Source organism: Terrabacter sp. Soil810, from assembly GCF_001429645.1.
GTDB lineage: Bacteria > Actinomycetota > Actinomycetes > Actinomycetales > Dermatophilaceae > Terrabacter.
Genome location: NZ_LMSW01000011.1, coordinates 1313284 through 1335917, shown reverse-complemented (window position 1 = coordinate 1335917; position 22634 = coordinate 1313284). Strand labels below are relative to the sequence as shown.

The window sequence follows — 22634 nt, the reverse complement described above, 5'->3', positions numbered from 1 at the left end:
GGCACAGGAGAAGAAACCCCATGCGCGTCGTCATCGCCGGAGCCGGAAGCGTCGGCCGCTCCATCGCCCGTGAGCTGCTCGGCAACGGCCACCAGGTGCTGCTCATCGACAAGGACGCCGACGACGTCCAGGCCTCCCGCGTGCCCGAGGCCTCGTGGCTGCTCGCCGACGCGTGCGAGCTCGCCGCGCTCGAGGAGGCTCGGCTCGAGGAGTCCGACGTGTGCGTCGCCGCCACCGGCGACGACAAGGCCAACCTCGTGCTCTCGCTCCTCGCCAAGACCGAGTTCGGCGTCCCGCGCACCGTCGCGCGCGTCAACAACCCCAAGAACGAGTGGATGTTCGACGAGTCGTGGGGCGTCGACGTCGCGGTGTCGACGCCCCGTCTCATGACGGCCCTCATCGAGGAGGCCGTGAGCATCGGCGACCTCGTGCGCATCTTCGAGTTCCAGCAGGGCCGGGCCTCGATGGTCGAGATCACCCTGCCCGACGGCAGCCCGTTCGCCGGGCGCCGCGTGGGCGACGTCGACTGGCCCACCGACACCGTGCTCGTCGCGATCATCCGCGAGGAGCGACCGCTCGCCCCCACGCCCGACGACGCGATCGAGGCCGGTGACGAGCTGCTCTTCATCACGACGACGGAGCAGGAGGACCGCCTCCAGGACCTCGTCGCGCCGGGCGAGCGGCACCACACGACCCTCGAGGACTGACCCCGAATCGCCGGCGGCGACCGTCAGGCGATCCTCGAGGGGTCGATCGGGGTGCGGCCGCGGAGCAGGATGGCCCCCATCGCCGTGATGGCGAGCAGGTAGGCGGGCCAGCCGAGGACGACCTTGGCCACGCCCAGCGCGGCGACCTGCTCGGCGAGGTAGAGCGGCACCATGATCGAGAGCCGCACCACGTTGAGCGCGATGAGCACCCAGGCCAGCCGGGCGGCGACCGTGACGATGCCCGAGTGACGCCGCCACCACGTAGGGTCCTCCGCGAAAGCCTCGGGCTCGGCCACCCCGACGACGAAGCCGAAGAGCGGCCACCGGGTCAGGTTCGTCACGAGCAGCAGCACGAGCAGCCCGGCGTTCTGGAGCATTCCAGGCAGGAAGGCGTCCTCGGCCCGACCCGACCGGAGCGCGAAGAAGGCGGAGATGCCCACGCCCGCAGCGGCATACGCGATGAAACGAGGGTCCTGGCGCTGGGCGAGCCGCACGAGGAGGAGGACGCCCACGAGGACGCCGGCCACGATCAGCGACGTGCGGAGGTTCTCGGTGCGGGCCCACACGAGCGCGAAGGCGAGGGTGGGCACGGCCGACTCGACGGCGCCGCGCCAGCCACCGAGAGCCTCGGACAGCTTGTCGCGCAGCAGCTCCTCGACGGTGTCGTAGCGGCGCAGGTCGGCCTCGGAGCGGACGATCGCGTCGCCCTCACCCGCGCCCTCACCCTCGCCGCTCGGCACGGTGGTCCTGCCCTCGGCGTCAGCCATGCGCCTGCCCCGCCCGGCCGATGATCTCGTAGGCCGGGTTGAACATCGTCTTGACCTTCCGGCGGGTGGTGATGCGGCCCGTGGCCTGGATCTTGCACCCGGGCACGATGCCGGCGATGCGCCGACGGCCGAGCCACACGAGGTGCAGCGACTCCGTGCCGTCCCAGACCTCCACGTCGAGCGCGGGCGTCTCCTCACGGGGGCGCAGGGTCACGGACCGCACCTCACCGCGCACGGTGACGGTGATGCGCTGGGGAGCGTCGCCGATGTGCACGACGCCCACGAGGTCCGAGGACTCACGGCGCAGCTCGGCGGCCTCGTGCTCGTGCGACGAGCGCGTCAGGCGCTCGGTGAGGCGACGCAGCGCGCCGGGCTGGCCCGTGGTCACGAGCGCGTCCCGGCGGGACGCGGTGCGGGGCACGGGCCGGTCATCAACGGACCTCGGTGATCTCGGGGCCGCGTTCGAACGGGTTGAGGTCGGGCCCGCCGGCCGCGTCGGCGTCACCGGGCTCGCCCGCCTGGGCGGCGCCGTCGGCGTCGGGCAGGCGCAGCGGCAGCAGCTCGCGTGGCGGCATGGCCTCCTCGCCACGGTCGATGACCGTCGTGCGGATGACGTCGTGCACCGCCTCGGCGGCAGCGGGCTCGATCGCGGCCCGGCCCGAGACCACGGCGCGGAGGAACCAGCGGGGCCCGTCGACGCCGACGAAACGGGCCGGCATGAAGACGGTCCGGCCGTCCGGGCCGGCCTGGGGCATCCGCGTCAGCAGCTCCTCGCCGAACTCGCCGGTGAGGACCTCGGCGGTGCCACCGGCATCGACGATGCTCGCGGCGATCTCGTTGCGGATGTCGATCCAGACGCCCTCGGTGCGCGGTGCGGCGAACGCCTGCAGCTGCACGGCCGACTCGCCGATGACGGCGGTCACTCCGGTGATCTGCTGCTCCTGCTCGTTGACCTCGAGGCGCAGCTCCATGCCCTGCTGCCCGCGCAGCCAGATGGCGCCGAGGTTGAGGTAGTCGGAGTCGTCCTCGACCTCGCTGCGATCGAGCGGGCGGGATGTGACCGCGGCGACGCCGTCACCGTCGGCCTCCCCGTCGAGCCCGGCACCCGGGCCGAATTCGTCCTGGTCGAGGTCGTCGGTCAGGTCCGCGTCCACGGCACCGCCGTCCGGGCGGTCCTTCGACTTGCCCCGGCTGAAGAGTCCCACGTCATTCCGTCCTTAGAGTCCTGCTGCCCGGCGGGCGTCGTGCCCGGCCGGAGAGGTGGTCGTCGCGGCGCTGACGCAGCGCCCGGCGAACCGTATCCGATGATCACGCCCCGGTGGGCGTCTCCCCCGCTGTCGGCGAGGCGGCGCCCGCGGGACCGAACCCACCGGTGGATCCGTGTCCAGTGTCCCCCCGACGGGTCTCGTCGAGCGAATCGACCTCGACGAACCGCGCCCGCTCGACGCGCTGGACGACGAGCTGGGCGATCCGGTCGCCCCGTCGGACCGTGAACGGCTCGCGCGGGTCGAGGTTGACGAGGTTGACGAGGATCTCCCCCCGGTAGCCCTCGTCGACGGTCCCGGGGGCGTTGACGATCGAGATGCCGTGGCGGGCCGCCAGCCCCGAGCGTGGGTGCACGAACCCCGCGTGACCTGCCGGCAGGGCCAGGGCGACGCCCGTCGGGACGAGCACCCGCTCCCCCGGGGCGATGGTCACGTCGACACGTGAACAGAGGTCGGCGCCGGCGTCACCGGGGTGCGCGTAGCCGGGCAGGGGCAGGTCGGGGTCGAGCCTCCGGACCGGGACAGCACAAGGGTCGGTCACGAGGACCGACCCTACTTGCTCCTGGCCGTGGTGCTGCCCGGGGTGGAATGCGCTCAGGCCGCGCACTCCGTGCAGATCATCATGCCGTTGCTCTCCTTGGCGAGCTGGCTGCGGTGGTGGACCAGGAAACAACGCCCACAGGTGAACTCGTCGGCCTGCTTGGGCAGGACGCGCACCGACAGCTCCTCGCCGGAGAGGTCGGCGCCGGGGAGCTCGAAGCCCTCGGCCTGCTCGGTCTCGTCGACGTCCACGCTGGACGACGTCTTGTCGACCCGACGGGACTTCAGCTCCTCGATGGAGTCTTCGCTCAGGTCGTCGTCAGTCTTGCGTGGCGCGTCGTAATCAGTTGCCATCTCGTTGTCTCACTTCTACTCGTGCTGCGCCTTGCGGTCTGTGACGCGGAGAACGCTCGTGGGCTCGTGCTTGTTCCCGAGAAACCCCGTGCGGTCAACGGCGTTGTTAACAGCGACGAAACATGTCCGCGTGCGCGTATGGTGCCCGATCCCCACCGCGTTGTCACGTCGCCCGAGCCAAGGCCTGAGACGGGACCCGCCGGCACCGCCCACACCTGCCCTTTTCGGACCAACAGTTCACCTGCGCTTTGCCATCCGTCGACCATCGCGGGTGCACATTGGGGTTCCTACGGCGCGGTAGGGTCTCCGGACTCGACCGATCGACAACCCCAGGCCCGGAGGTGGCACCCATGACCGAGTTCGTCGACCAGATCAGGCAACGTGTCAACGACGCGCTGGGCGACCTCGCCGACGCGCGACAGGCGGGGGACGACTACCGCGTGCAGGTGCACACCGGCGAGCTGGAGTCGTTTGCCCGTCTGGCCACGGAGAACGGCATCCGCGTCCCCGAGCTCGAGCCGTTCCAGGCGGCCTGAGCGCCGTCCCGGCGACACACCACACGACACGAGCGGGCGTATGCCGTCCGCTCCCCCAGGACGACAGAACGCCCCACCCGGCTCGGCCGGGTGGGGCGTTCGTCGTGTGCCCTCGCCCGAGAACGTGACGGTCAGTCGGCTGCGCCCTCCGGCGCGCCGAAGAGGGCGCGCACCTGCTCGACGAGAGCGGGCCCGGCAGCGACGGTGAGGGCTGCGCCGGGCGAGGAGTCGGGGCCGTCCCCGGCACCGACGACGACACCTCCGGCCTCCTCGACGACCAGCCACCCCGCTGCGAGGTCCCAGGCGTTGAGCCCCGCCTCGGCGTAGGCGTCGACGGAGCCGTCGGCGACGCGGACGAGGTCGAGGGCTGCGCTGCCGATGCGCCGGATGTCGCGGACGAGGGGCAGGACCCGCAGGAGCACCTCGGCCTGGCGGGCTCGTACCTCCGGGGCGTAGCCGAAGCCGGTCGCGAGCAGCGTGCGGGCGAGGCGGTCCTCCGACGAGACCGAGAGCCGGGTCGGGGCCACGCCCTCGGCCGGGTCCTCGGGGCTGGTCCAGGCACCGGTGCCCCGACCGGCGTGATGGACGAGACGCCGGCACGGGTCGGCGACGGCGCCCGCGACCGGCGTCCAACCGCCCTGCGACCGGGCGTCGCCGACGACGACGGCCACGGACACGGCATACGCCGGGATCTCGTAGAGGTAGTTGACCGTGCCGTCGATGGGGTCGACGACCCACGTCAGGCCTGAGGTGCCGGTGACGTCGGCACCCTCCTCCCCGAGGATGCCGTCGTCGGGGCGGGCCGCCTGGATGAGCCGGTGGAGCAGCTCCTCGGATCGTCGGTCCATGACGGTCACGACGTCGGTCTCGGTCGACTTCGTCGCGGCGACACCCATCCGGGGCGGGCGCTCGTCGCGGATGAAGCGCGAGGCCTGCACGGCGAGCTCGACGCAGAGCCGCTCGAGCTCCTCGACGGTGACTCCTTCGGGCAGGGCGGGCACGGGGCGTGTGGTGGTCATCGCGGTGCCCCTCAGTCGCTGCCGCACAGGGCCGGTCGGGCCTGGCGCAGGTTGGGGCAGCAGCCGGGCGCGCACACCGAGGGCATCCTGCCCTCGAACTGCGGCACCACCTCGCCGCGGGCCTCCGCCGCGCGCTCGAGCAGCGCGTCGACGAGATCGCGCACGAAGACCGCGTCCGTGCCGACCGTCGGGACGCGCAGGTGCGTGAGGCCGAGCTCGTCGGCCGTCTCCTGCGCCTCGGTGTCGAGGTCGTAGACGACCTCCATGTGGTCGCTGACGAAGCCGATCGGGGCCGTCACGACGGTGCGGACGCCCGCGGCCGCCAGCTCACGCATGCGGTCGTTGACGTCGGGCTCGAGCCACGGCTGGGTCGGGGGACCGGAGCGCGAGCAGAAGACGAGCTCACCCGTGAGGTCTCGCCCCAGGACCCGGTTCGCCTCGTCGGTGAGCTGCGACGCGAGCGCGAGGTGCTGACGCTGGTAGAGGTTGCCCTCCCCGTCCCCCGGCCCTGACGTGTCGTCCATGGCGTCGGGGATCGAGTGCGTCACGAAGAGCAGCGCGATCTCGGAGTCGGGGGCGCCGTCGAGAGCACGGAGCGAGCGGACGAGCTTGCCGGCGTTGGCCTCCGCGAAGCCGGGACGCGCGGCGTACTGCGCGACCTTGTCGATCTGCAGCTCGACGCCGTCGTCCGCCACCGTGGTCGCGGCGTCGGCGAGGTTCTCGCGGTACTGGCGACAGGAGGAGTAGCACGAGTAGGCGCTCGTCGTCAGCGCGACGACCCGGCGGTGTCCGGCGGCGTGGCTCTCGCGCAGCGCGTCGTCGATGAAGGGCTCGCTGTTGCGGTTGCCCCAGACGATCGGCGTGTCGATGCCGCGCGCGTCGAGCTCGGCGCGCAGGGCCGCGATGAGCGCGCGGTTCTGGTCGTTGATCGGGCTGCGACCGCCGAAGTGGTGGTAGTGCTCGCCGACGGCCTCGAGGCGCGCGTCCGGGATGCCCCGGCCGGCCGTGACCCGGCGCAGGAAGGGCATGACCTCCTCGGGACCCTCCGGACCGCCGAAGCCGAGCAGGATCACGGCGTCGTACGGAGCGAGCGGCGAGGGCTGGGTCGGGTCGGGCGTCGGTGGTGCGTCTGGTGTCATGTCTCCGCCATCGGTGGGTGAGCAGGGTTCGTGGGGCCGGTCGCCCGTGGTGCGCCGAGCGCGTCAGGTCGGGTTGGAGCGCAACGGGGTGGGGGCGTTGAGGTCGAGACGGACGGCGAGCATCCGCAGGGCGAAGACGAGACCCGCCGCGGTCCAGAGCACCCAGTCCTGGAGCGACCCGAGCTGGGCTGCGACGACGACGAGGACCGACCCGAGCATGGCCGGCACGGCGTACAGCTCGCGGCGCAGGACCTCGGGCACCTGGCCGGCCAGCAGGTCGCGCGCCACCCCACCCCCGACGGCCGTGATGACCCCGACGAGGACGGCCGCGATGGGCGACACCCCGGGCGTCGTCACGGCCTTGAGACTGCCCGACACGGCGAAGGCCGCGAGACCGGCCGCGTCGAGCACCCGGACGAAGCGGGTGATGCGCTCGACACCCGGGTGGAAGAGGAAGGTGACGAGTCCACCGAGCGTCGCGGCGGTCAGCAGGCGCCAGTCGCTGATGCCGACGGGCGGGATGTCGCCGATGAGCAGGTCGCGCACGATGCCGCCGCCGAGGGCCGCGGCGCAGGCGAGCACGAGCACCCCGAAGAGGTCGAAACGCTTCTTGACGGCGACGAGCCCACCGGAGAGCGCGAAGACGAACACGCCGACGAGGTCGAGGGCGAGCTGCGCGGACGCGAAAGTGGTAGGCATGCCAGAGCAAACGGTACCCGTGCGGCGTGGTCGCTTTGGTGGGCACCCGGGCCGGTGGCATGCTCGACAGCACGGCGCACCGGCCGGCACGAGAGACCGGAGCACCATCACGGCAGGACCACGCAGACTCGGTACCGGGAGACCCACCCATGCAGCACCTCAGGCTCGTCGGCGTCCACGAGGACGGATTGCACCTGCTGCTGGCCGACGACGAGGGCAACCGCTTCTCCGTCCCGCTCGACGAGTCGCTCCGGGCCGCGGCGCGGCGCGACCGACCGCGGCTGGGCCAGCTCCAGATCGAGATCTCCGGTGGGCTGCGGCCCAAGGACGTCCAGGCGATGGTCCGCGCCGGCATGACGGCCGAGGAGGTCGCCGAGCGCGCGGACTGGCCGGTCGAGAAGGTCCACCGCTACGAGGGCCCGATCCTCGCCGAGCGCGAGCACATCGCCGGCCTCGCCCGCCAGGTCCGGCTCCGGCCGCGTGGAGGCTCGCACGGCGCGGCCCCGACCCTCGACGAGCGCGTCACCGAGCGCCTGCGCACCCGCGAGATCGACTCCGTCAGGACCCGGTGGGACTCACGTCGCACCGACAAGGGCGCCTGGACCGTCCTGCTCCTCTTCACCGCCGGTGGTCGCGAGCGGGAGGCCGTCTGGCAGTTCGACCCACTCGCCCGCACCGTCACGGCCGTCGACGACGAGGCCCGATGGCTCAGCGAGGACGAGGACCAGCAGGCACCCGGCCCGATCCCGGCCCCGCACCTCAGCGCCTCCAACCGTCCGAGCCGCGTCTACGACGTCGAGGCCGAGGGGGGCGTGGGCGCGTCGACGATGCGGCGCCGCGAGGGCGAGACCGTCGACCTCATGGCCGCCATGCGCGAACGCAGCGCCCAGCGCGGTCGTCGTCGCCGTCCCAAGTCCACCGAGGTCCCGGGTCTGGACGAGGCGCCCGAGGAGGCCCTGCCCCTGCAGGAGCTCGCGGGCGACCCCCGCGAGGAGCTGCCGCCCCCGGCGCACACGCATCCCGAGGACGACCCTGAGGTGGTCAAGACCGGGTCGGTCGAGCAGCGCGTCGGGGTCGACGCCGCCCGGCGCAAGGCGCGGCGCACCGAGCCCACCCAGCCGGTGCGGCAGGCGCCCGAGCACCAGACGACCTCCGCCGCCCAGCCCGACGTGGCGGACGTGTCGGCGACGCCGGCCGAGCCCGCCCACGAGCCCGCCCACGAGCCCGCTGCGGACGAGCCGGCCGAGGGGGCCGTCGCTGGTGCTGCAGACGCGGCATCAGACGACCTCGAGGACGCCGCTACCGAGGTCCTCGCGGACCCGGACCCGGACCCGGTCCCCGTCGAGCGGCCGCTGCGTCCGGGAGCACGCCGACGCGAGGAGCCGCGGCCGCTGTCACGCGTCCCCGCGGTCCACGACACGCCCTCCCCCGGTCACGACTCTCCCGTCGAGGCCGACGGCCCCGAGGACGACACCGCCTACGACGTCGTCGAGCAGCGGGCCGCTGCGCCGGCCGCCAAGCCCGTCCCCCGCCCCGCGCCTCCGGCGCGCAAGTCGGGACGGCCCAGTGTGCCGAGCTGGGACGACATCATGTTCGGCCGCAAGAACGACTGAACGAAACCCCGTCCCTCTGACCCGACCACCATTCGGGGGCCGCGGCCACTGGATCGGTCCGCGACCGGGCCCAAGGCCCACCATTCGGGGACCGCGGCGCCCGGGTGCGGCGCCCTCCGAGCCCGCCGGACGGCATACGCCCTCGGTAGACGGCGCGGCGGCTCAGTCGGCCTGGGTGATCGGCAGCGGCGGCAGCGGGCACACGTCGAGGTCGAACGGCAGCACCTCGGGCGAGATGGCCGCGGCACGCGCCGCGTGCGACGTCATCCGGCGCATGTAGTGGCGGCGGCAGAGCACCTCGTACTCGACGAGGCCGGTCGTGCCGGGCTTCGTGTCGCCGACGACGACCTGCTCACCCTCGACGACCATGACCCCGTCCATGACCCGCGCGTTGGTCGTCGCCCGACGGCCGCACCAGCAGAGCGCCTCGACCTGGAGCACCTGCACGCGGTCGGCGAGCTCGATGAGCCGCTTGCTCCCGGGGAAGAGCTCGGTGCGGAAGTCCGCGGTGATGCCGAAGGCGAAGACGTCGACGTCCATCTCGTCGACGATCCGCGCGAGCTGCTCCACCTGGTCAGAGGTGTAGAACTGCGCCTCGTCGCAGATGAGGTAGTCGATGCGCGTGCCGGCCGTGGCCCTGTCGACGATCGCCTCCCAGAAGTCGAGGTCGTCGCGGACCTCGAGCGCACCCGTGGACAGACCGAGTCGGGAGCTGAGCACGTTGGTGCCGGCACGGTCCATCTTGGTGAAGATGAGGCCCACGCGACCCCGCGCGCCGTGGTTGTGGTCCATCTGGAGGGCGAGGGTCGACTTGCCGCAGTCCATGGTCCCGGAGAAGAAGACGAGCTCAGCCACGAGGCACCACCCTAGGCGCCCCGGCGGGGTGGCACCACGACCACCGGCACGGCGAGTTCCGCATCGCTCGTCGAGCCGTGCAGGCCGAGCAGAGCGACCACCTCGCGGCGCATGAGCCCCGAGTGCACGACCGCGAAGGAGCCCTCCGTCACGACGAGGAGGTCACCGATGCGGCCCTCGACGCCGGCCCGCACTGGGCCGAACCAGCCCTCGTCGACGGCCCGCTCGCGCGTCAGGATCCGTGCGCGGTCGCCGAGGCGCGCCGTCCAGGCAGCCTCGACGTCCGGGGCGGCACCGGCCTCGGCGTAGAGCTGCAGGTTGCGCGGCTCCCCGCCGAGGTGGCGCACGCCCGCCATGAGGCCCGGCTCGTGCACGAGGTCGATGCGGTAATGGAAGGGGACGTCGACCATGCCGTGGTCCGCCGTGACGACGATCGACGTGTCGTCGGGGACGCGAGCGGCGAGCTGGCGCAGGGCGGCGTCGACCGACTCGACCTCGTCACCCCACTGCCACGACTGGCAGCCGTGGACGTGGCCGACCTTGTCGACGTCGCCCCAGTAGAGGTAGACGAGGGCGCGCGGTGTGGCCCGCACTGCAGACACGGCGGCGGCCACGCGGTCGTCGAGCGTGCGTGCGGCCCGGAACCGTCCGCCGCGCAGGGCGGCGGTGGTCAGGCCCGAACCGTCGAAGTAGTGAGGCCCCACCATCGTCACCGGGACACCGGCGTTCTCGGCGGCCTCGAAGACCGTCTCGTTGGGCTGCCAGGCGCGCGGGTCGGGCCCGTCCTCCCACGACAGCTCGTTGAGCAGCCGGTCGGTGGCCGGGTCGAGCACCTGCATGCCGACGAGCCCGTGCGAGCCCGGCGGCAGTCCGGTGCCGAAGGTCCCCATCGAGGTCGCGGTCGTCGTCGGGAAGCCGCACGGCACCCGGTGCGCGGTGCCCAGGTGGCTGCGGAGGAAGGGCGCGTGGCCGCTGCGCTGGCGCAGCAGGTCGTGGCCGAGCCCGTCGACGAGCACGACAACGGTGCGCGGGACCGCGGGCAGGTCGAAGACGTCACGGCCGGCATACCGCTGCACCCCGAGGCGGTCGGCGACCGACGGCAGCACGGATGCCAAGGTGCCCGCCGACCAGTCGGTCGGGGTCGGGGCGTGAGCGGTCACGTGGTCGGCCACGGCGCCGGCGTCAGCGGGCCGTGCCGCCACCGATGCTCGCGGAGAGCACCCGGGCGAAGCTCATCGCGCGACCCACGGCGTCCTCGCCGTCGGCGGCCGAGCTGATGCGCAGCGAGATGTCGTCGGAGGCGATCGTGCCCTCGAAGCCGTGGTCGGCCGTGCAGTCGGGATCGCCACACTGCGCCGGGATCATGTCGAGCCGGCTCACGGCGCCCCACCCGAGGGTCAGCGTGAGGTCCCGCCCGTGCGTGCCGGGGGCGAAGGTGTCGGGCTGCGCCACGACGTGCGTCAGCATGACGCCACGGACCGCGGCGAGGGGCACCGTCTCGGTCGTGGCCGTCGCCATGAGCTTGTCCTCGGACTCGGCGTGGTCGTCGGCGTGGGCGATGACGAGCCGGAGCGGCGTGACGACGAGCACGGTGACGTGGCGACGCACCGTCTCGTGGTCGAAGGTCGTCTCCTGGTGCACGAGGTGCGAGACGACCTCGTCGTCGGCGATCGCCGACTCGACGACGTCACAGACGAGCGAGGGGTAGTAGCCGGCTCGGGTGATCGCCTCGGTGAGGTCTTCGGGTAGGGCTCGGCCGGTGCCCGGGGTGACGCGTCGCATGCCCCCATCCTTGCACCCGCGCCGGCATGACCCCTCCGAGCGGTCCACACGCCCGCGCCGTCAGGTCATCCGACGGCGACCGGGGTCCTTGCGCACGAGGGGCGGCCGCACGACGACCTCTGCGCCGAGCACGTCGACACCACCGGTCCACGCGTTGACCGGGTTGAGCTCGACCGACGAGAGCTCGGGGTGGTCGTCGGCGAGCACCGACAGCCGCGCGATGAGGTCGGCGAGCGCCGCCCGGTGCACCGGCGCGGCGCCGCGGTGGCCGCTGAGCAGCGGCGCCGCCTTGACGCCGTCGATGAGGTCGGTGACGTCGACGTCGGTGAGCGGCGGGATGCGGTGGGCGACGTCGCCGAGCAGCTCGGTGGGTGGGCCGGCGACGGAGAAGCTGACGACCGGGCCGAAGAGCGGGTCCTCGCTCGCGCGGATGACGCAGGACACCCCGGGGACCGCCATGCGCTGCACGACGAACCGGTCGGCCCCCAGGGGCCCGAGACGCTGCGTCAACGACGTGTGGGCGTCGCGGACGGCCTCGGCGTCGACGAGGTCGCCGCGGACGCCGACGAGTCCGGGCTGGTGGCGCACCACCGGCGACGTCGACTTGAGGATGACGGGGTAGGTCAGCTCCTCGGCGGCGGCCACCGCGGCGTCGACGCCCGAGACCTCCACGGCCGACCAGACGCGTATGCCGTAGGCGCCGAGCAGCTCTCGCGCCTCGTCGCGCGTCAGCGCGCGACCCTCGGGACTGCCCGCGAGGTAGCCGTCGAGGAGCGACTCGGCGCGCACCCGGTCGATGCCCACCGGGGCGACCTGGGTGCCGCGGTCGCGCTGGCGCCACAGGGCATAGCGGGTGACGGCGTTGAGCGCGCGGATGCCGTCCTCGGGCATGGAGTACGCCGGCACGGAGCGCCGCACGCCGTGCTGCTCGTAGGCGAGGCCGTCACCCACACCACGCATGCCGAGGAACGTTGCGACACACGGCTTCTCGTGATCGGCAACGATGGTGCGCACCGCCATGTGCACCTCCTCGTCCTGCGTCACGAGAGGTGGGATGAAGGCCGCGACGACGCTGTCGACCTCCGGGTCGGCGAAGGCGGCGTCCAGGGCCGCGGCGAACTCCTCGGCCGACGCCTGCGGCGGCAGCGAGACCGGTCCGTGCGTCACCTTGAGCCCCCAGCTGACGCAGGCACTCGCGCTGAGCGCACCGAGGGCGTCGGAGTTGCCGACGATGGCGACACGGTCGCCCTTCGGCAGCGGTTGGTGGAGCGTCAGCTGGGCGACGTCGAAGAGCTGGTGGACGTTCTCGACGCGGATGACGCCGGCCTGGCGCAGCAGGGCGTCGAACGCCTGGGGCGGCACGTTGGTCACCCTCGTGCGGTGCCCGGGAGGGGCGGCGAAGCTCGACACCCCGGAGCTGACCACGACGACCGGCTTGACCGCCGCGAGCGCCCGGGCGATGCGCGAGAACTTGCGTGGGTTGCCCATCGACTCGAGGTAGAGCCCGACCGTGTCGGTCTCCTGGTCGTCGATCCAGTACTGCATGAGGTCGTTGCCCGAGACGTCGACCCGGTTGCCGGCCGACGCGAACACCGAGATGCCGAGGCCCCGTCGCGCCGCCGAGGCGAGCACCGCGACGCCGAGCGCGCCGCTCTGGGCGAAGAGCCCGAGACGACCCGACTCGGGGATGACAGAGGCGAGCGTGGCGTTGAGGCGCACCGAGGGGTCGTTGTTGATGAGGCCGAAGCTGTTGGGGCCGACGACACGCATGCCGGCGCGACGCACCCGACGACGGAGCTTCTCCTGCAAGCGGATCCCTTCCTCACCGGCCTCGGCGAACCCAGCGGACAGCACGAGCAGCGCCTTGACCCCGGCCTTGCCGCAGTCCTTGACGACGTCGATGGCCTGCGCCGCGGGGACCACGACGACGGCGAGGTCGACGGGCTCGGGCACGTCGTGGATGCTCGGGTAGGCCGTGAGCCCCTGGATCCGGTCGGCCACCCGGTGGATCGGGTAGAGCTCGCCCCGGTAGCCCGCGGCGAGGATGTTGCGCATGACCAGCGCGCCGATCGACTCCTCACGCCGGCTGGCGCCGATGATCGCGACGCGCTCGGGGAAGAGGATCGTGTGCATGCTCCGCGACTCGGCGCGGTGCTCGCGCGAGAGCTGGACGGCCTTGCTCTGCTCGGTCGGCGAGATGTCGAAGGAGACCTCGACGACGCCGTCCTCGATGTGGTGCGTGACCTCGTAGCCCGCCTCCTTGAAGACGGTGAGCATCTTGCGGTTCTGCGGCAGCACCTCGGCGACGAACCGGTTGATCCCCATCTCCTGTGCGATGGCGGCCAGGTGCTCGAGCATGACCGACCCGATGCCCTTGCCCTGGTAGTGGTCCGAGATGTTGAAGGCGACCTCCGCCGACGTCGGGTCGATGCGGTCGTAGCGGCCGATGCCGATGATCTCGCCGTCGAGGGTCGCGACGAGGGCGACCCGGTCGTGGTGGTCGACGTGCGTGAACCGGTGGAGGTCGCGGGCGCTCAGCTCGCGCAGCGGCGCGAAGAACCGCAGGTAGATCGACTCCTCCGACTGGAGGCTGTGGAAGTGGCGGATGCCGTCGGCGTCGTCGGGCGTGATCGGCCGGACGTGCGCCACGGTGCCGTCCCGGAGGACGACGTCGGCCTCCCACTCGACGGGGGCACCCGTGGCCTGCGCCGAGACCCGCTCGATCGCACCGGTGTCGTCGCTGAGCTCGCCACCCTCCATGAGGTCATCGTGTCACGTCGGGCTGCACGACCTCAGGAGATGGCAGTGTGGTCGCATGGAGTTCACCGAGGTCGTCCGCTCCCGACGCATGGTCCGCCGCTATGACCCCGACCGGGCGGTCCCCCGGGAGGTCGTCGAGCGGTGCCTGGCCAACGCGGTGCGCTCCCCCAGCGCCGGCTTCAGCCAGGGCTGGGACTTCCTCGTGCTCACCACGCCGGCCGAGCGCGACGCCTTCTGGGAGGCCACGACGGACCCCGGCGAGGCGAGCGACCCCTGGCTCGACGGCATACGGGCCGCTCCGGTGCTCGTGCTGTGCCTGTCGCACAAGGACGCCTACCTCGACCGCTATGCGGCGCCCGACAAGGGCTGGACCGACCGCGACGAGGCCCACTGGCCGGTGCCCTACTGGGACGTCGACACGGGCATGGCGTCGCTGCTCATCCTGCTGACCGCCACCGACGAGGGGCTCGGCAGCCTCTTCTTCGGGGTGCCCCCGGAGCGCCACGACACCGTCCGCGAGGCCTTCGACATCCCGCCCAGCCGGAGCATCGTGGGCGTCGTGTCAATCGGGTATGCCGTCCCGGGACCCAGGAGCCCCAGCCTGCGTCGGCACCGGCGCAACGGCCGCGAGGTGTCCCACTGGGGCCGTTTCGGCGTGGCAGGTGAGGAGGCGTGACCACCCTGCGCGAAGATGGGGTGTTCACCCGCTAGCGGCAAGGAGCACCACCCGGCATGGCCCGTGGAAAGACCCCCCCGCCTCCACCGGAGGACTTCGAGGAGAAGATCGTCGGCATCGACGTCGAGGAGGAGATGCAGAACGCCTTCCTCGAGTACTCCTACAGCGTCATCTACAGCCGGGCCCTGCCCGACGCCCGGGACGGCCTCAAGCCCGTCCAGCGACGGATCCTCTACGGGGCCAACGAGCTCGGGCTGCGCCCCGACCGCGGCCACGTCAAGAGCCAGCGCGTCGTCGGCGAGGTCATGGGCAAGTACCACCCGCACGGCGACCAGGCGATCTACGACGCCCTCGTGCGCATGGCCCAGCCCTTCACCCTGCGCCTGCCCCTCGTCGACGGCCACGGCAACTTCGGCTCGCTCGACGACGGCCCGGCGGCGGCTCGTTACACCGAGGCACGGATGGCGAACGCCGCCCTCCTCATGGTCGCGGGCCTCGACGAGGACACCGTCGACTTCGTCCCGAACTACGACGACACCCAGCTCCAGCCCGGTGTCATGCCCGCGGCGTACCCCAACCTCCTCGTCAACGGCGCGGCGGGCATCGCCGTCGGCATGGCGACGAACATGCCCCCGCACAACCTCGTCGAGGTGATCGGCGCCGCGCGGCACCTCATCGCCAACCCGACGTGCTCGCTCGAGGACCTCATGAAGTTCGTCCCGGGGCCCGACCTGCCCTGCGGCGGCAAGATCGTCGGGCTCGAGGGCATCCGTGACGCCTACCTCACCGGCCGCGGCAGCTTCAGGACCCGTGCGACGGCTCGCATCGAGTCGATCACCGCCCGCCGCAAGGGCATCGTCGTCACCGAGCTGCCCTACCTCGTCGGCCCCGAGAAGGTCATCGACAAGGTCAAGGACCTCGTCCAGGGCAAGAAGCTGCAGGGCATCGCCGACCTCAAGGACCTCTCCGACCGCCAGCACGGCCTGCGTCTCGTCATCGAGATCAAGAACGGCTTCAACCCCGACGCCGTCCTCGAGCAGCTCTACAAGCTGACGCCGATGGAGGAGAACTTCGGCATCAACAACGTCGCGCTCGTCGAGGGCCAGCCACGCACCATGGGCCTCAAGGACCTGCTCAAGGTCTACGTCGACTTCCGCACCGACGTCGTGCGCCGCCGCACCGCCCACCGCCTGGCCAAGCGCGAGGAGCGGCTGCACCTCGTCGAGGGCCTGCTCATCGCCATCGTCGACATCGACGAGGTCATCCAGGTCATCCGCAGCTCCGACGACGCGGCCACGGCCCGGGCGCGGCTCATGGACGTCTTCGACCTGTCCGAGGCCCAGGCGACCTACATCCTCGACCTCCAGCTGCGCCGCCTCACGAAGTTCTCGCGCCTCGAGCTCGAGAACGAGAAGGCCGAGCTCGAACGCGCCATCGAGGAGCTGCGAGCGCTGCTCGACAACGAGAAGCTGCTGCTCAAGCTCGTGTCGACCGAGCTCGCCGACGTCGCCAAGGCGCACGGCACCCCGCGTCGCACGGTGCTCCTCGAGAGCTCGGGCGCCAGCGCGACGGCGACGGCGGCCTCGCCGCTCGAGATCGCCGACGACCCGTGCTGGGTGCTCCTGAGCTCGACGGGACTGCTGGCGCGCACCGGGACGGCCGAGCCCGTCACGGCCGAGGGCTCGCGCTCGAAGCACGACGTCGTCATCGGTGCGGTCCGCACGACCGCCCGAGGGGAGTTCGGGCTCGTGACGAGCGCCGGCCGGATGGTGCGTCTCTCGGCTCTCGACCTGCCGACGCTCCCGCCGACCAACGGCGCCCCCAGCCTCTCGGGTGGTGCGCCCCTGGCGGCGTACGTCGACCTCGGCAAGGGCGAGGAGCCGGTGACCATCGTGCCCATCGGTCCCGACGCACCCGTCTTCGCCGTCGGCACGGCCGCCGGTGTCGTCAAGCGGGTCACCTCCGAGGCGCCCAGGAGCAACGACTGGGACGTCATCAGCCTCAAGGACGGTGACCGCGTCGTCGGCGCCGCCGTGGCCGCCCGCGAGGACCTCGACCTCGTCTTCGTCACCACCGACGCGCAGCTGCTGCGCTTCCCGGCCCGCACCGTGCGGCCCCAGGGACGCAGCGCCGGCGGCATGGCCGGCATCAAGCTCGCCGCGGGCGCCCGGGTGGCGTTCTTCGGTGTCGCCGACCCGGCCCGCGAGGGCGTCGTCGTGACGTCGTCGGGCTCGTCGGGCGCGCTGCCCGGCACCGAGGGCGGGTCGCTCAAGGTGACGCCGTATGCCGAGTACCCCCCGAAGGGGCGCGCCACCGGGGGCGTGCGCTGCCACCGTTTCCTCAAGGGAGAGGACACGCTCGTGCTCGCCTTCGCAGGCAACACCCCGGCTCGCGCGGCGGCAGCCAACGGTGTCGCCGTCGAGCTGCCCGCGGCCGACGGCCGACGTGACGGCTCGGGCGTCCCGACGACCGCGGTCATCGCACACGTCGCCGCTCCTCCGGCCGACCCGGAGGCGGAGACATCGACGGACGGCGCTGACGTCGCCGCACCCGACGCCGGGGACGACGGGGCCGGTTCATGAGCCGGTCGTCGGGAGGAAAGGCCGCCCGACGGGCCGCCGCTGCCGCCGGCGCGGCTGCCTCGGCGACGGTGACGTCCGTCGTCGACGCCCTGTCCGCGGCCGTTCCCGTCCCGGCCGGCGCCGAGGCACAGCACCACGAGCCCGAGCACGACGAGCACCCCGCGACGACCGGCTACGGCACCCCGGCGTCCGACGCGTGCTCGGTGCAGTGGGACCACGACGGCACGAGCGCCTACGGCACGGCCGCGACCGCCCGCTTCTTCGTCATCGTCGAGCAGCCCGGACCCTGGGGGCGAGATGCCGCCCGCGAGTCGCACCTCGACCGCGACCTCGGGGCCGAGCTCGACGGGCGCACCAGCCGGGCGGGCGGGCGCTTCATGCTCGTCCGGCGCCCGGGTGGCCACCCAGCCCACGATGGCCCCCGTCACGTCCTCGTCGCCCACGCCGGGGCCCGGCCGGAGGACGCCTGGCTGCTCACGGCCGAGGTCGACCACGTCGGCGACCTGCTCGGCCTCGACTGGGGTGCGCTCGCCCGCGGCAGCCGTGCGCTGGTGCAGGCCTCGCTCCTGGGCTCACGACCCGCTGCACCGGCCCTGCTCGTGTGCACCAACGGGCGTCGCGACGTCTGCTGCGCCGTGCGCGGGCGACCGCTCGCCGCTCACGCCGCGAGGATCGCTCCCGGCCGTGCGTGGGAGGTGTCGCACACCGGCGGTCACCGTTTCGCGCCGACCGCCGTCCTCCTGCCGTGGGGGCAGACCTTCGCACGTCTCGACGACCGTGCCTCTGAGTGGCTGCTCGGTGCGAGCGAGACCGGGCACCTGCCCGCCGAGCTGCTCGGCCCGCTCCACGACCGGGGTCGGTCCGGGGTGACCGGTCCGTCACAGTGTGCCGAGTCGCACGTGCGCGCGGAGACGGGCGAGACCCTGCTGGCCGCCCTCTGGGCCGACGCGCCCGAGGTGGTCGACGGCGGGTGGGACGTCATCGTCACCCACGCCGACGGGCGCCGCTGGCAGGTCCGCGTCACGCGCGAACCCGCGGGGCGCACGCGCCCCGAGTCGTGCGGCAAGAAGGCGATCGAGGTGCTCGAGCACCGGGCGACGATCCTCGAGGCGTGGTTCTAGCCCGGCACCACGACGGGTCTGCTCACCAGGGCTTGGGGACGCCCTGCGAACCGTCGCCGGGCACCGTGTCGTCGGTGCCCTGCTGCTGCTGCTCGTTGCGCTCGATGGTGTTCTGGCGCTGCTGCTCCTGGAGGTAGTCCTGCTCCTCCTGGCTGGGCGTGTTGCCCGGGTCGGGCGTGGGAGCGGACGGCTGGTTCGGACCGGGCTGCTGCTGGGGGTCGTCCGGCGGTTGCTGGTCCTGCGGCGCCTCGGAGTTCTTCTCCTCCATCCGCTGCTGTGCCTGCTGGAGCTGCTCGCCGGTCTGGCCCCCCTCGGGTGCGTCGCAGAGCGGCGGGCGTTCCTTGGTGATGGTGATGCCCTTGTCGTAGTACTGCTTCCACTCGTCGGTGCGCTCGCGCGCCTTCGCAGCGTCGCCGAGGGCCTCGTAGGTCAGGCCGAGGTTGACGCGCACCTTGCAGTCGTCGATCCCGCCCTTCGGGACCTGCTCGAAGGCCTGCTCGAACCACGGACGGGCGAGCTCGAAGTGGCCGGAGAGGACGTGGGCGTCTCCGATCGCGAACGGCGACCGGAACGACTCGACGACGTTGACCCACCCCTGGCGCTCACCCCAGGTCAGCGTGTTGGGCTTGTCGCCGGCCTCGTAGGCGGCGAGCGTCTGCGCGTGCACGAGGTTGAGCGAGACGAGCCGGGCCGCCACGAGGAGGAGCAGGACGACGACGGGAGCAGACGCCAGCAGGAGCCGCCGGCGTCGCCGGCGCAGGTGCGGCGGGAGGGGGCGTCGGGCACGCCGGCGCAGTCGGAAGCGGCCGCGTACGCCCGTCTCCGCGGCGTCGTCGGCGCGCGCCGGCCTGTCGTCGAGGAGCGTCATGGGCGGGTCTCCCTCCGGCGGCGGGTCTGCACGAGCGCCGTGATGCCGGCGCCGACCTCCCACGCCGCGATGCCGGCCACCCCGAGGAGCAGCGGCCAGTAGAGCTCTCGGCGGGCGATGACCTTCTGCTTCTCGATCTGCTCGCTCGTGCCGAAGCGCTCGAGGTCGATGCCGTCCACGGCGGGGCCGATGGCGTCGCCCGCCTCGCGGTGCAGGTAGGTGAGACCGAGCTGGTCGCCGATGGTGCGCAGGGTGTCCTCGCTGACGACCGAGCGGGCGTCCTCACCCGTGGCGGGGTCCTTGATGTAGTCGCGGGTCGCGTCGAAGCGGGACCGTGTGGCCTTCATCCGACCACCCTCGGTCGTGCCGTAGCCGAGGACCGCCCCGCCGTTGATGAGCCGCTTGTCGATGTCGAACGGGGCCGGGGGCTCCTGCGCGGTCTGCTCGCCGTCGCCGAGGTAGAAGACGACGCGGCCGCGCTCGGGGGTGCGGGCGTCGGCCTGTTGGAGCAGTGTCTTGAGGCGGGCGCCGGCCTCGGTCACGGACGTGCCCTTGGACACCTCGTAGGACTCGGGCAGGAGGGTCTCGACGGCCGCGTCGAGTGCCGTGGTGTCGGTCGTCAGGGGAAGCCGCACCCGCGCCGCCTGGTCGAACGTCACGACGGAGTAGCGTGCGCCCGGCAGCGCCTCCGCGATCGCGGAGATGTCGGCGGAGACGCCCTCGATGCGCGGACGGCCGTCGCCGTAGTCCTCGGCGATGATGCTGCTCGTCGTGTCGACGACGAAGTACACGTTGAGGTTCGCGGCCGTGGTGTCGACCTGTTCGCCGGGAACGGCGGGGCGCAGCGCGGCGACCCCGAGGAGCACCACGGCGGCCGTGAGGCGCCAGTGCGTCGCCCGTGACTCCCCCGGCACCGAGCGCGACGACGGGTTCCACCACACGGCAGCCAGCGCCCCCACGGCGAGGACGAGCAGCACGGGCCACGGCGCGACGGGCAGGAGGCTCACGAGGCCCACCTCCGGCTCGCCCCGATGACGCCGATGAGCCCGATCCCGGCGAGCGCGATCGGCAGCGTCGGGTTGTCGGAGTAGAGCGAGCGAGAGGCGGCGTCGATGAGCGTCGCCTCCTGGGCCTGGACCGCGTCGACGATGCCCGTGATGGCAGCCTGGTCGCTCATCGGGAAGTACCGCCCCCCGGTGCCGGCGACGATGTCGCGCATCCGCACCGCCTCCTCGTCGGCCCCGTCCTCCTCGGGGTTGAGACCGTAGACGCGCACCCCCTTGGCCTTGGCCAGCTCACCGGCCTGGTCGACGTCGATGATCGGTCGGCCGGCGAGATGGTTGTCGGTGGCGAAGACGACCGAGCGGGCGCGCTGGAGGTCGACCTTGTCGAAGCTCGAGACGCACGTCGCGAGACCGTCACCGATGAGCGAGGTGCCCCGCCCGTTGAAGGTGCCCGCGAAGAAGGAGTCGTACTCCGGGTCGCCGCTCAGCGCCCGCCCCGCCGAGTCGAGCTCGCCGTTGATGAAGTCGTAGTCGTCGGTGAGCGGGAAGACCGTCGCGGCCGAGGAGTTGAAGATGACGAGACCGATGCGCTCGCCCTCGAAGCTCGAGACGAGCGTCTTGAAGGTCGACACGAGCGTCGCGTCGTAGGCGGCCATCGAGCCGGAGATGTCGAGACACAGCATGATGTCGCGACTGCGGGTCTGCGGCTTGTCGACGGTCGTGTCCAGAGGGCGGGCCGCCCCGACCAGGGCTGCCCCGCCGAGGAGCAGGGCGCTCGAGGCGAGCACCGCCATCCGGATCCGGTGCCGGCGAAGGGCCCGGCGGTACTCCGGCAGCTCGGTCAGCGCGGTCGAGTTGGCGACCGCCGCCGACGCGCGGGCCTGGCGGCGGGACATCAGGCGGTAGACGGCATACGCGAGCAGGGCGGCGAGGAGCGTGCCGAGGCCGAGCACCCCCGGCCACTTGAGGTCCAGACCGTTCAGCTCCATCGCGCCACCACCTGCTTGGCGACGGTGCCGGCCCCGACGAGGGTGGCCGTCTCACGCGGGCCGAACTCACCCGGGTAGAGCGTGCCGACGACCTCGGAGACGGGCGTCATGCGTGATCCCCGCGCGTTGAGCTCGGTGAGCGTCATCGTCGGCGCGTGGATGCCCGACACCTCCTGGACGAAGTGGCGCACGAGCACGCTGAGCTGCTGGTGGGCGCGGCGCTGGCTGATCTCCCCCACTGCCGCACGGTCGAGCACGAGGTCGATCTGTCTCGTGTAGTCGGCGCGAAGCCGGCTCAGCCGGTCCGGGGTGACGCGCGGCGGCACCACGACCTTCTTCTCCCGGGTCGACCACCACACCCAGACGTACCAGGCAGCGACGAGGGCCAGGGCGCCGACGCCGATCCAGAGCCACTTCGCGGCGTACGGGTCGGGGGCGTAGAAGCCCGGCGGCGGCGCGTCAGCGGCGAGCACGGCGCTGCCTCTCGAGCAGGGCGAAGACCGTCGCGACGACCTCGTCGGACGATCCGAGGCGGGCGTGGTTGATGCCGCGCCGGTCGAGCAGCTCGGACGTGCGCCGCACCCGGTCGGCGACGGAGGCGGCGTACGCGGCCCGCACCCGAGGGTCGAGCCGGACCAACGTCGGCAGGGTGTAGGTGTCGGCGACGTCGTATGCCGTCCGGTCGCCGTCGATGGCGGTCGGGTCGGCGTCCTCGACCGTGACCCAGAGGATCTCGTGCTGGACGTGGAGCCGGCGCAGCAGCTCGTCGAGCGCCGGGTCGAGCTCCTTGTCGTCGGCGACGACGAGCAGCACGAGACGGCGGCGGACGTTGCGCACGATCCAGCGCAGCTGCGTCGCGAGGTTGCTCTGGTCGCCGTCGAGGACGGTCGCGGCGTCGACGGCGCGCAGGAGCAGCTCGAGGTGCGCCTCGGAGCCACGCAGGTCGTGCGCGACGGTCGAGCCGGCGGTGCCGCGCACGAGCCCGACGAGGTCGCCGTGACGCTGAGCGAGGTAGCCGACGAGACCGGCCGTCGCGATGGCCACGGACTTCTTCGGCTCTCCGCTGCGGGTCGTGGCCGCCATCCCGCGACCGGTGTCGACGACGAGCATGAGGTTCTGCTTGCGGCTCGCGACGTAGCGCTTGACGAGGGGCGACTGGTTGCGGGCCGTGGCGCGCCAGTCGATGTCGCGCACCTCGTCACCCGGGACGTAGTCGCGCAGGTCGTCGTAGTCGAGGCTGCGGCCGTGGAAGACGGAGGCGTACTCCCCCTCGAGCAGGCTGCGTGACTTGCGGCGCGCGTGGACGAAGAGCTTGCTCTTCACCCTCGTCAGCAGCGTCGTCGTCATGTCGAGTCCTC

23 protein-coding genes are annotated in these 22634 nt (G+C 72.5%); 6 read left to right on the top strand and 17 right to left on the bottom strand.

Translation table 11 applies throughout. The annotated features are described in order from the left end of the window. The first annotated feature begins 20 nt into the window (after window positions 1-20). Window positions 21-707, top strand: coding sequence for a TrkA family potassium uptake protein (locus tag ASG96_RS12095; protein WP_056757965.1), 687 nt, complete (start codon window positions 21-23; stop codon window positions 705-707). Between the two features lie 23 nt (window positions 708-730). Here the strand turns inward: ASG96_RS12095 and ASG96_RS12090 are convergent, their stop codons facing one another. The 5 genes from ASG96_RS12090 to ASG96_RS12070 form a co-directional block, all read right to left on the bottom strand. Continuing rightward, window positions 731-1474: a DUF3159 domain-containing protein gene (locus ASG96_RS12090; protein WP_082588749.1), complete on the bottom strand. Its 744-nt coding sequence runs from the start codon at window positions 1472-1474 to the stop codon at window positions 731-733. After that, a complete protein-coding gene (locus ASG96_RS12085; RefSeq protein ID WP_056757968.1) occupies window positions 1467-1895 on the bottom strand; it encodes an OB-fold nucleic acid binding domain-containing protein in 429 nt (142 codons plus the stop codon). The genes ASG96_RS12090 and ASG96_RS12085 overlap by 8 nt, the downstream gene beginning before the upstream one ends. A 10-nt stretch (window positions 1896-1905) precedes the next feature. Then, the gene (locus tag ASG96_RS12080; protein WP_057588049.1) at window positions 1906-2679 is read right to left on the bottom strand and encodes a DUF3710 domain-containing protein; all 774 of its coding nucleotides are present in this window, start codon (window positions 2677-2679) and stop codon (window positions 1906-1908) included. A 103-nt stretch (window positions 2680-2782) separates the two neighbouring features. Further along, complete coding sequence (dut, locus tag ASG96_RS12075) at window positions 2783-3280, bottom strand: dUTP diphosphatase (RefSeq protein WP_056757973.1); 498 nt, start codon at window positions 3278-3280, stop codon at window positions 2783-2785. A gap of 53 nt (window positions 3281-3333) precedes the next feature. After that, window positions 3334-3633: a DUF4193 domain-containing protein gene (locus tag ASG96_RS12070; RefSeq protein WP_020145516.1), complete on the bottom strand. Its 300-nt coding sequence runs from the start codon at window positions 3631-3633 to the stop codon at window positions 3334-3336. Window positions 3634-3983: 350 nt separating this feature from the next. On the opposite strand from ASG96_RS12070, the gene ASG96_RS12065 reads away from it, so the two are divergent. Continuing rightward, on the top strand, window positions 3984-4169 hold the full coding sequence (locus ASG96_RS12065) for a hypothetical protein (protein ID WP_056757977.1): 186 nt from the start codon (window positions 3984-3986) through the stop codon (window positions 4167-4169). Between the two features lie 131 nt (window positions 4170-4300). On the opposite strand, the gene ASG96_RS12060 is transcribed toward ASG96_RS12065, so the two are convergent. The 3 genes from ASG96_RS12060 to ASG96_RS12050 form a co-directional block, all read right to left on the bottom strand. Continuing rightward, window positions 4301-5188, bottom strand: coding sequence for an inositol monophosphatase family protein (locus ASG96_RS12060; RefSeq protein ID WP_057588048.1), 888 nt, complete (start codon window positions 5186-5188; stop codon window positions 4301-4303). A gap of 11 nt (window positions 5189-5199) precedes the next feature. Next, a complete protein-coding gene (locus tag ASG96_RS12055; protein WP_057588047.1) occupies window positions 5200-6327 on the bottom strand; it encodes a ferrochelatase in 1128 nt (375 codons plus the stop codon). A 63-nt stretch (window positions 6328-6390) separates the two neighbouring features. Further along, window positions 6391-7026 (bottom strand): trimeric intracellular cation channel family protein, encoded by a 636-nt coding sequence (locus tag ASG96_RS12050; protein ID WP_057588046.1) that lies wholly within the window; start codon window positions 7024-7026, stop codon window positions 6391-6393. A gap of 149 nt (window positions 7027-7175) precedes the next feature. Between ASG96_RS12050 and sepH the strand changes: the two genes are divergently transcribed. Continuing rightward, a complete protein-coding gene (gene sepH, locus ASG96_RS12045; protein WP_057588045.1) occupies window positions 7176-8639 on the top strand; it encodes a septation protein SepH in 1464 nt (487 codons plus the stop codon). A 162-nt stretch (window positions 8640-8801) separates the two neighbouring features. Here sepH and ASG96_RS12040 read toward each other — a convergent pair whose 3' ends face one another. Genes ASG96_RS12040 through ASG96_RS12025 form a run of 4 tightly spaced genes read right to left on the bottom strand, consistent with a single transcriptional unit; the run spans window position 8802 to window position 14036 of the window. Next, window positions 8802-9494: a thymidine kinase gene (locus ASG96_RS12040; RefSeq protein WP_057588044.1), complete on the bottom strand. Its 693-nt coding sequence runs from the start codon at window positions 9492-9494 to the stop codon at window positions 8802-8804. Window positions 9495-9505: 11 nt separating this feature from the next. Beyond that, a complete protein-coding gene (locus ASG96_RS12035; protein ID WP_057588421.1) occupies window positions 9506-10666 on the bottom strand; it encodes an alkaline phosphatase family protein in 1161 nt (386 codons plus the stop codon). 10 nt (window positions 10667-10676) lie between these two features. Then, window positions 10677-11276, bottom strand: coding sequence for a DUF5998 family protein (locus tag ASG96_RS12030; RefSeq protein ID WP_056757996.1), 600 nt, complete (start codon window positions 11274-11276; stop codon window positions 10677-10679). A gap of 60 nt (window positions 11277-11336) precedes the next feature. Further along, the gene (locus ASG96_RS12025) at window positions 11337-14036 is read right to left on the bottom strand and encodes a bifunctional GNAT family N-acetyltransferase/acetate--CoA ligase family protein (RefSeq protein WP_082591747.1); all 2700 of its coding nucleotides are present in this window, start codon (window positions 14034-14036) and stop codon (window positions 11337-11339) included. Between the two features lie 55 nt (window positions 14037-14091). Between ASG96_RS12025 and ASG96_RS12020 the strand changes: the two genes are divergently transcribed. Genes ASG96_RS12020 through ASG96_RS12010 form a run of 3 tightly spaced genes read left to right on the top strand, consistent with a single transcriptional unit; the run spans window position 14092 to window position 18415 of the window. After that, window positions 14092-14712 carry a nitroreductase family protein gene (locus tag ASG96_RS12020; RefSeq protein WP_056757998.1) on the top strand — a complete coding sequence of 207 codons (621 nt, stop codon included), beginning with the start codon at window positions 14092-14094 and terminating at the stop codon, window positions 14710-14712. A 56-nt stretch (window positions 14713-14768) separates the two neighbouring features. Continuing rightward, window positions 14769-17294 (top strand): DNA topoisomerase (ATP-hydrolyzing) subunit A, encoded by a 2526-nt coding sequence (locus tag ASG96_RS12015; RefSeq protein WP_057588043.1) that lies wholly within the window; start codon window positions 14769-14771, stop codon window positions 17292-17294. Further along, window positions 17291-18415: a sucrase ferredoxin gene (locus ASG96_RS12010; protein WP_056758007.1), complete on the top strand. Its 1125-nt coding sequence runs from the start codon at window positions 17291-17293 to the stop codon at window positions 18413-18415. Before ASG96_RS12015 ends, ASG96_RS12010 begins: the two co-directional genes overlap by 4 nt. Before the next feature lie 22 nt (window positions 18416-18437). Here ASG96_RS12010 and ASG96_RS12005 read toward each other — a convergent pair whose 3' ends face one another. The 5 genes from ASG96_RS12005 to ASG96_RS11985 are packed head-to-tail and all read right to left on the bottom strand — an operon-like array spanning window position 18438 to window position 22623. Beyond that, window positions 18438-19283, bottom strand: a complete 846-nt coding sequence (locus ASG96_RS12005) for a tetratricopeptide repeat protein (protein WP_057588042.1) — start codon at window positions 19281-19283, stop codon at window positions 18438-18440. Further along, on the bottom strand, window positions 19280-20290 hold the full coding sequence (locus ASG96_RS12000; RefSeq protein ID WP_162262037.1) for a VWA domain-containing protein: 1011 nt from the start codon (window positions 20288-20290) through the stop codon (window positions 19280-19282). The genes ASG96_RS12005 and ASG96_RS12000 overlap by 4 nt, the downstream gene beginning before the upstream one ends. Then, entirely contained in the window at window positions 20287-21276 is a 990-nt protein-coding gene (locus tag ASG96_RS11995; RefSeq protein ID WP_057588040.1) for a VWA domain-containing protein, read from the bottom strand. Before ASG96_RS11995 ends, ASG96_RS12000 begins: the two co-directional genes overlap by 4 nt. After that, complete coding sequence (locus ASG96_RS11990; RefSeq protein ID WP_057588039.1) at window positions 21267-21749, bottom strand: hypothetical protein; 483 nt, start codon at window positions 21747-21749, stop codon at window positions 21267-21269. Before ASG96_RS11990 ends, ASG96_RS11995 begins: the two co-directional genes overlap by 10 nt. Continuing rightward, complete coding sequence (locus ASG96_RS11985) at window positions 21736-22623, bottom strand: DUF58 domain-containing protein (protein WP_057588038.1); 888 nt, start codon at window positions 22621-22623, stop codon at window positions 21736-21738. The genes ASG96_RS11990 and ASG96_RS11985 overlap by 14 nt, the downstream gene beginning before the upstream one ends. Window positions 22624-22634: the final 11 nt, after the last annotated feature.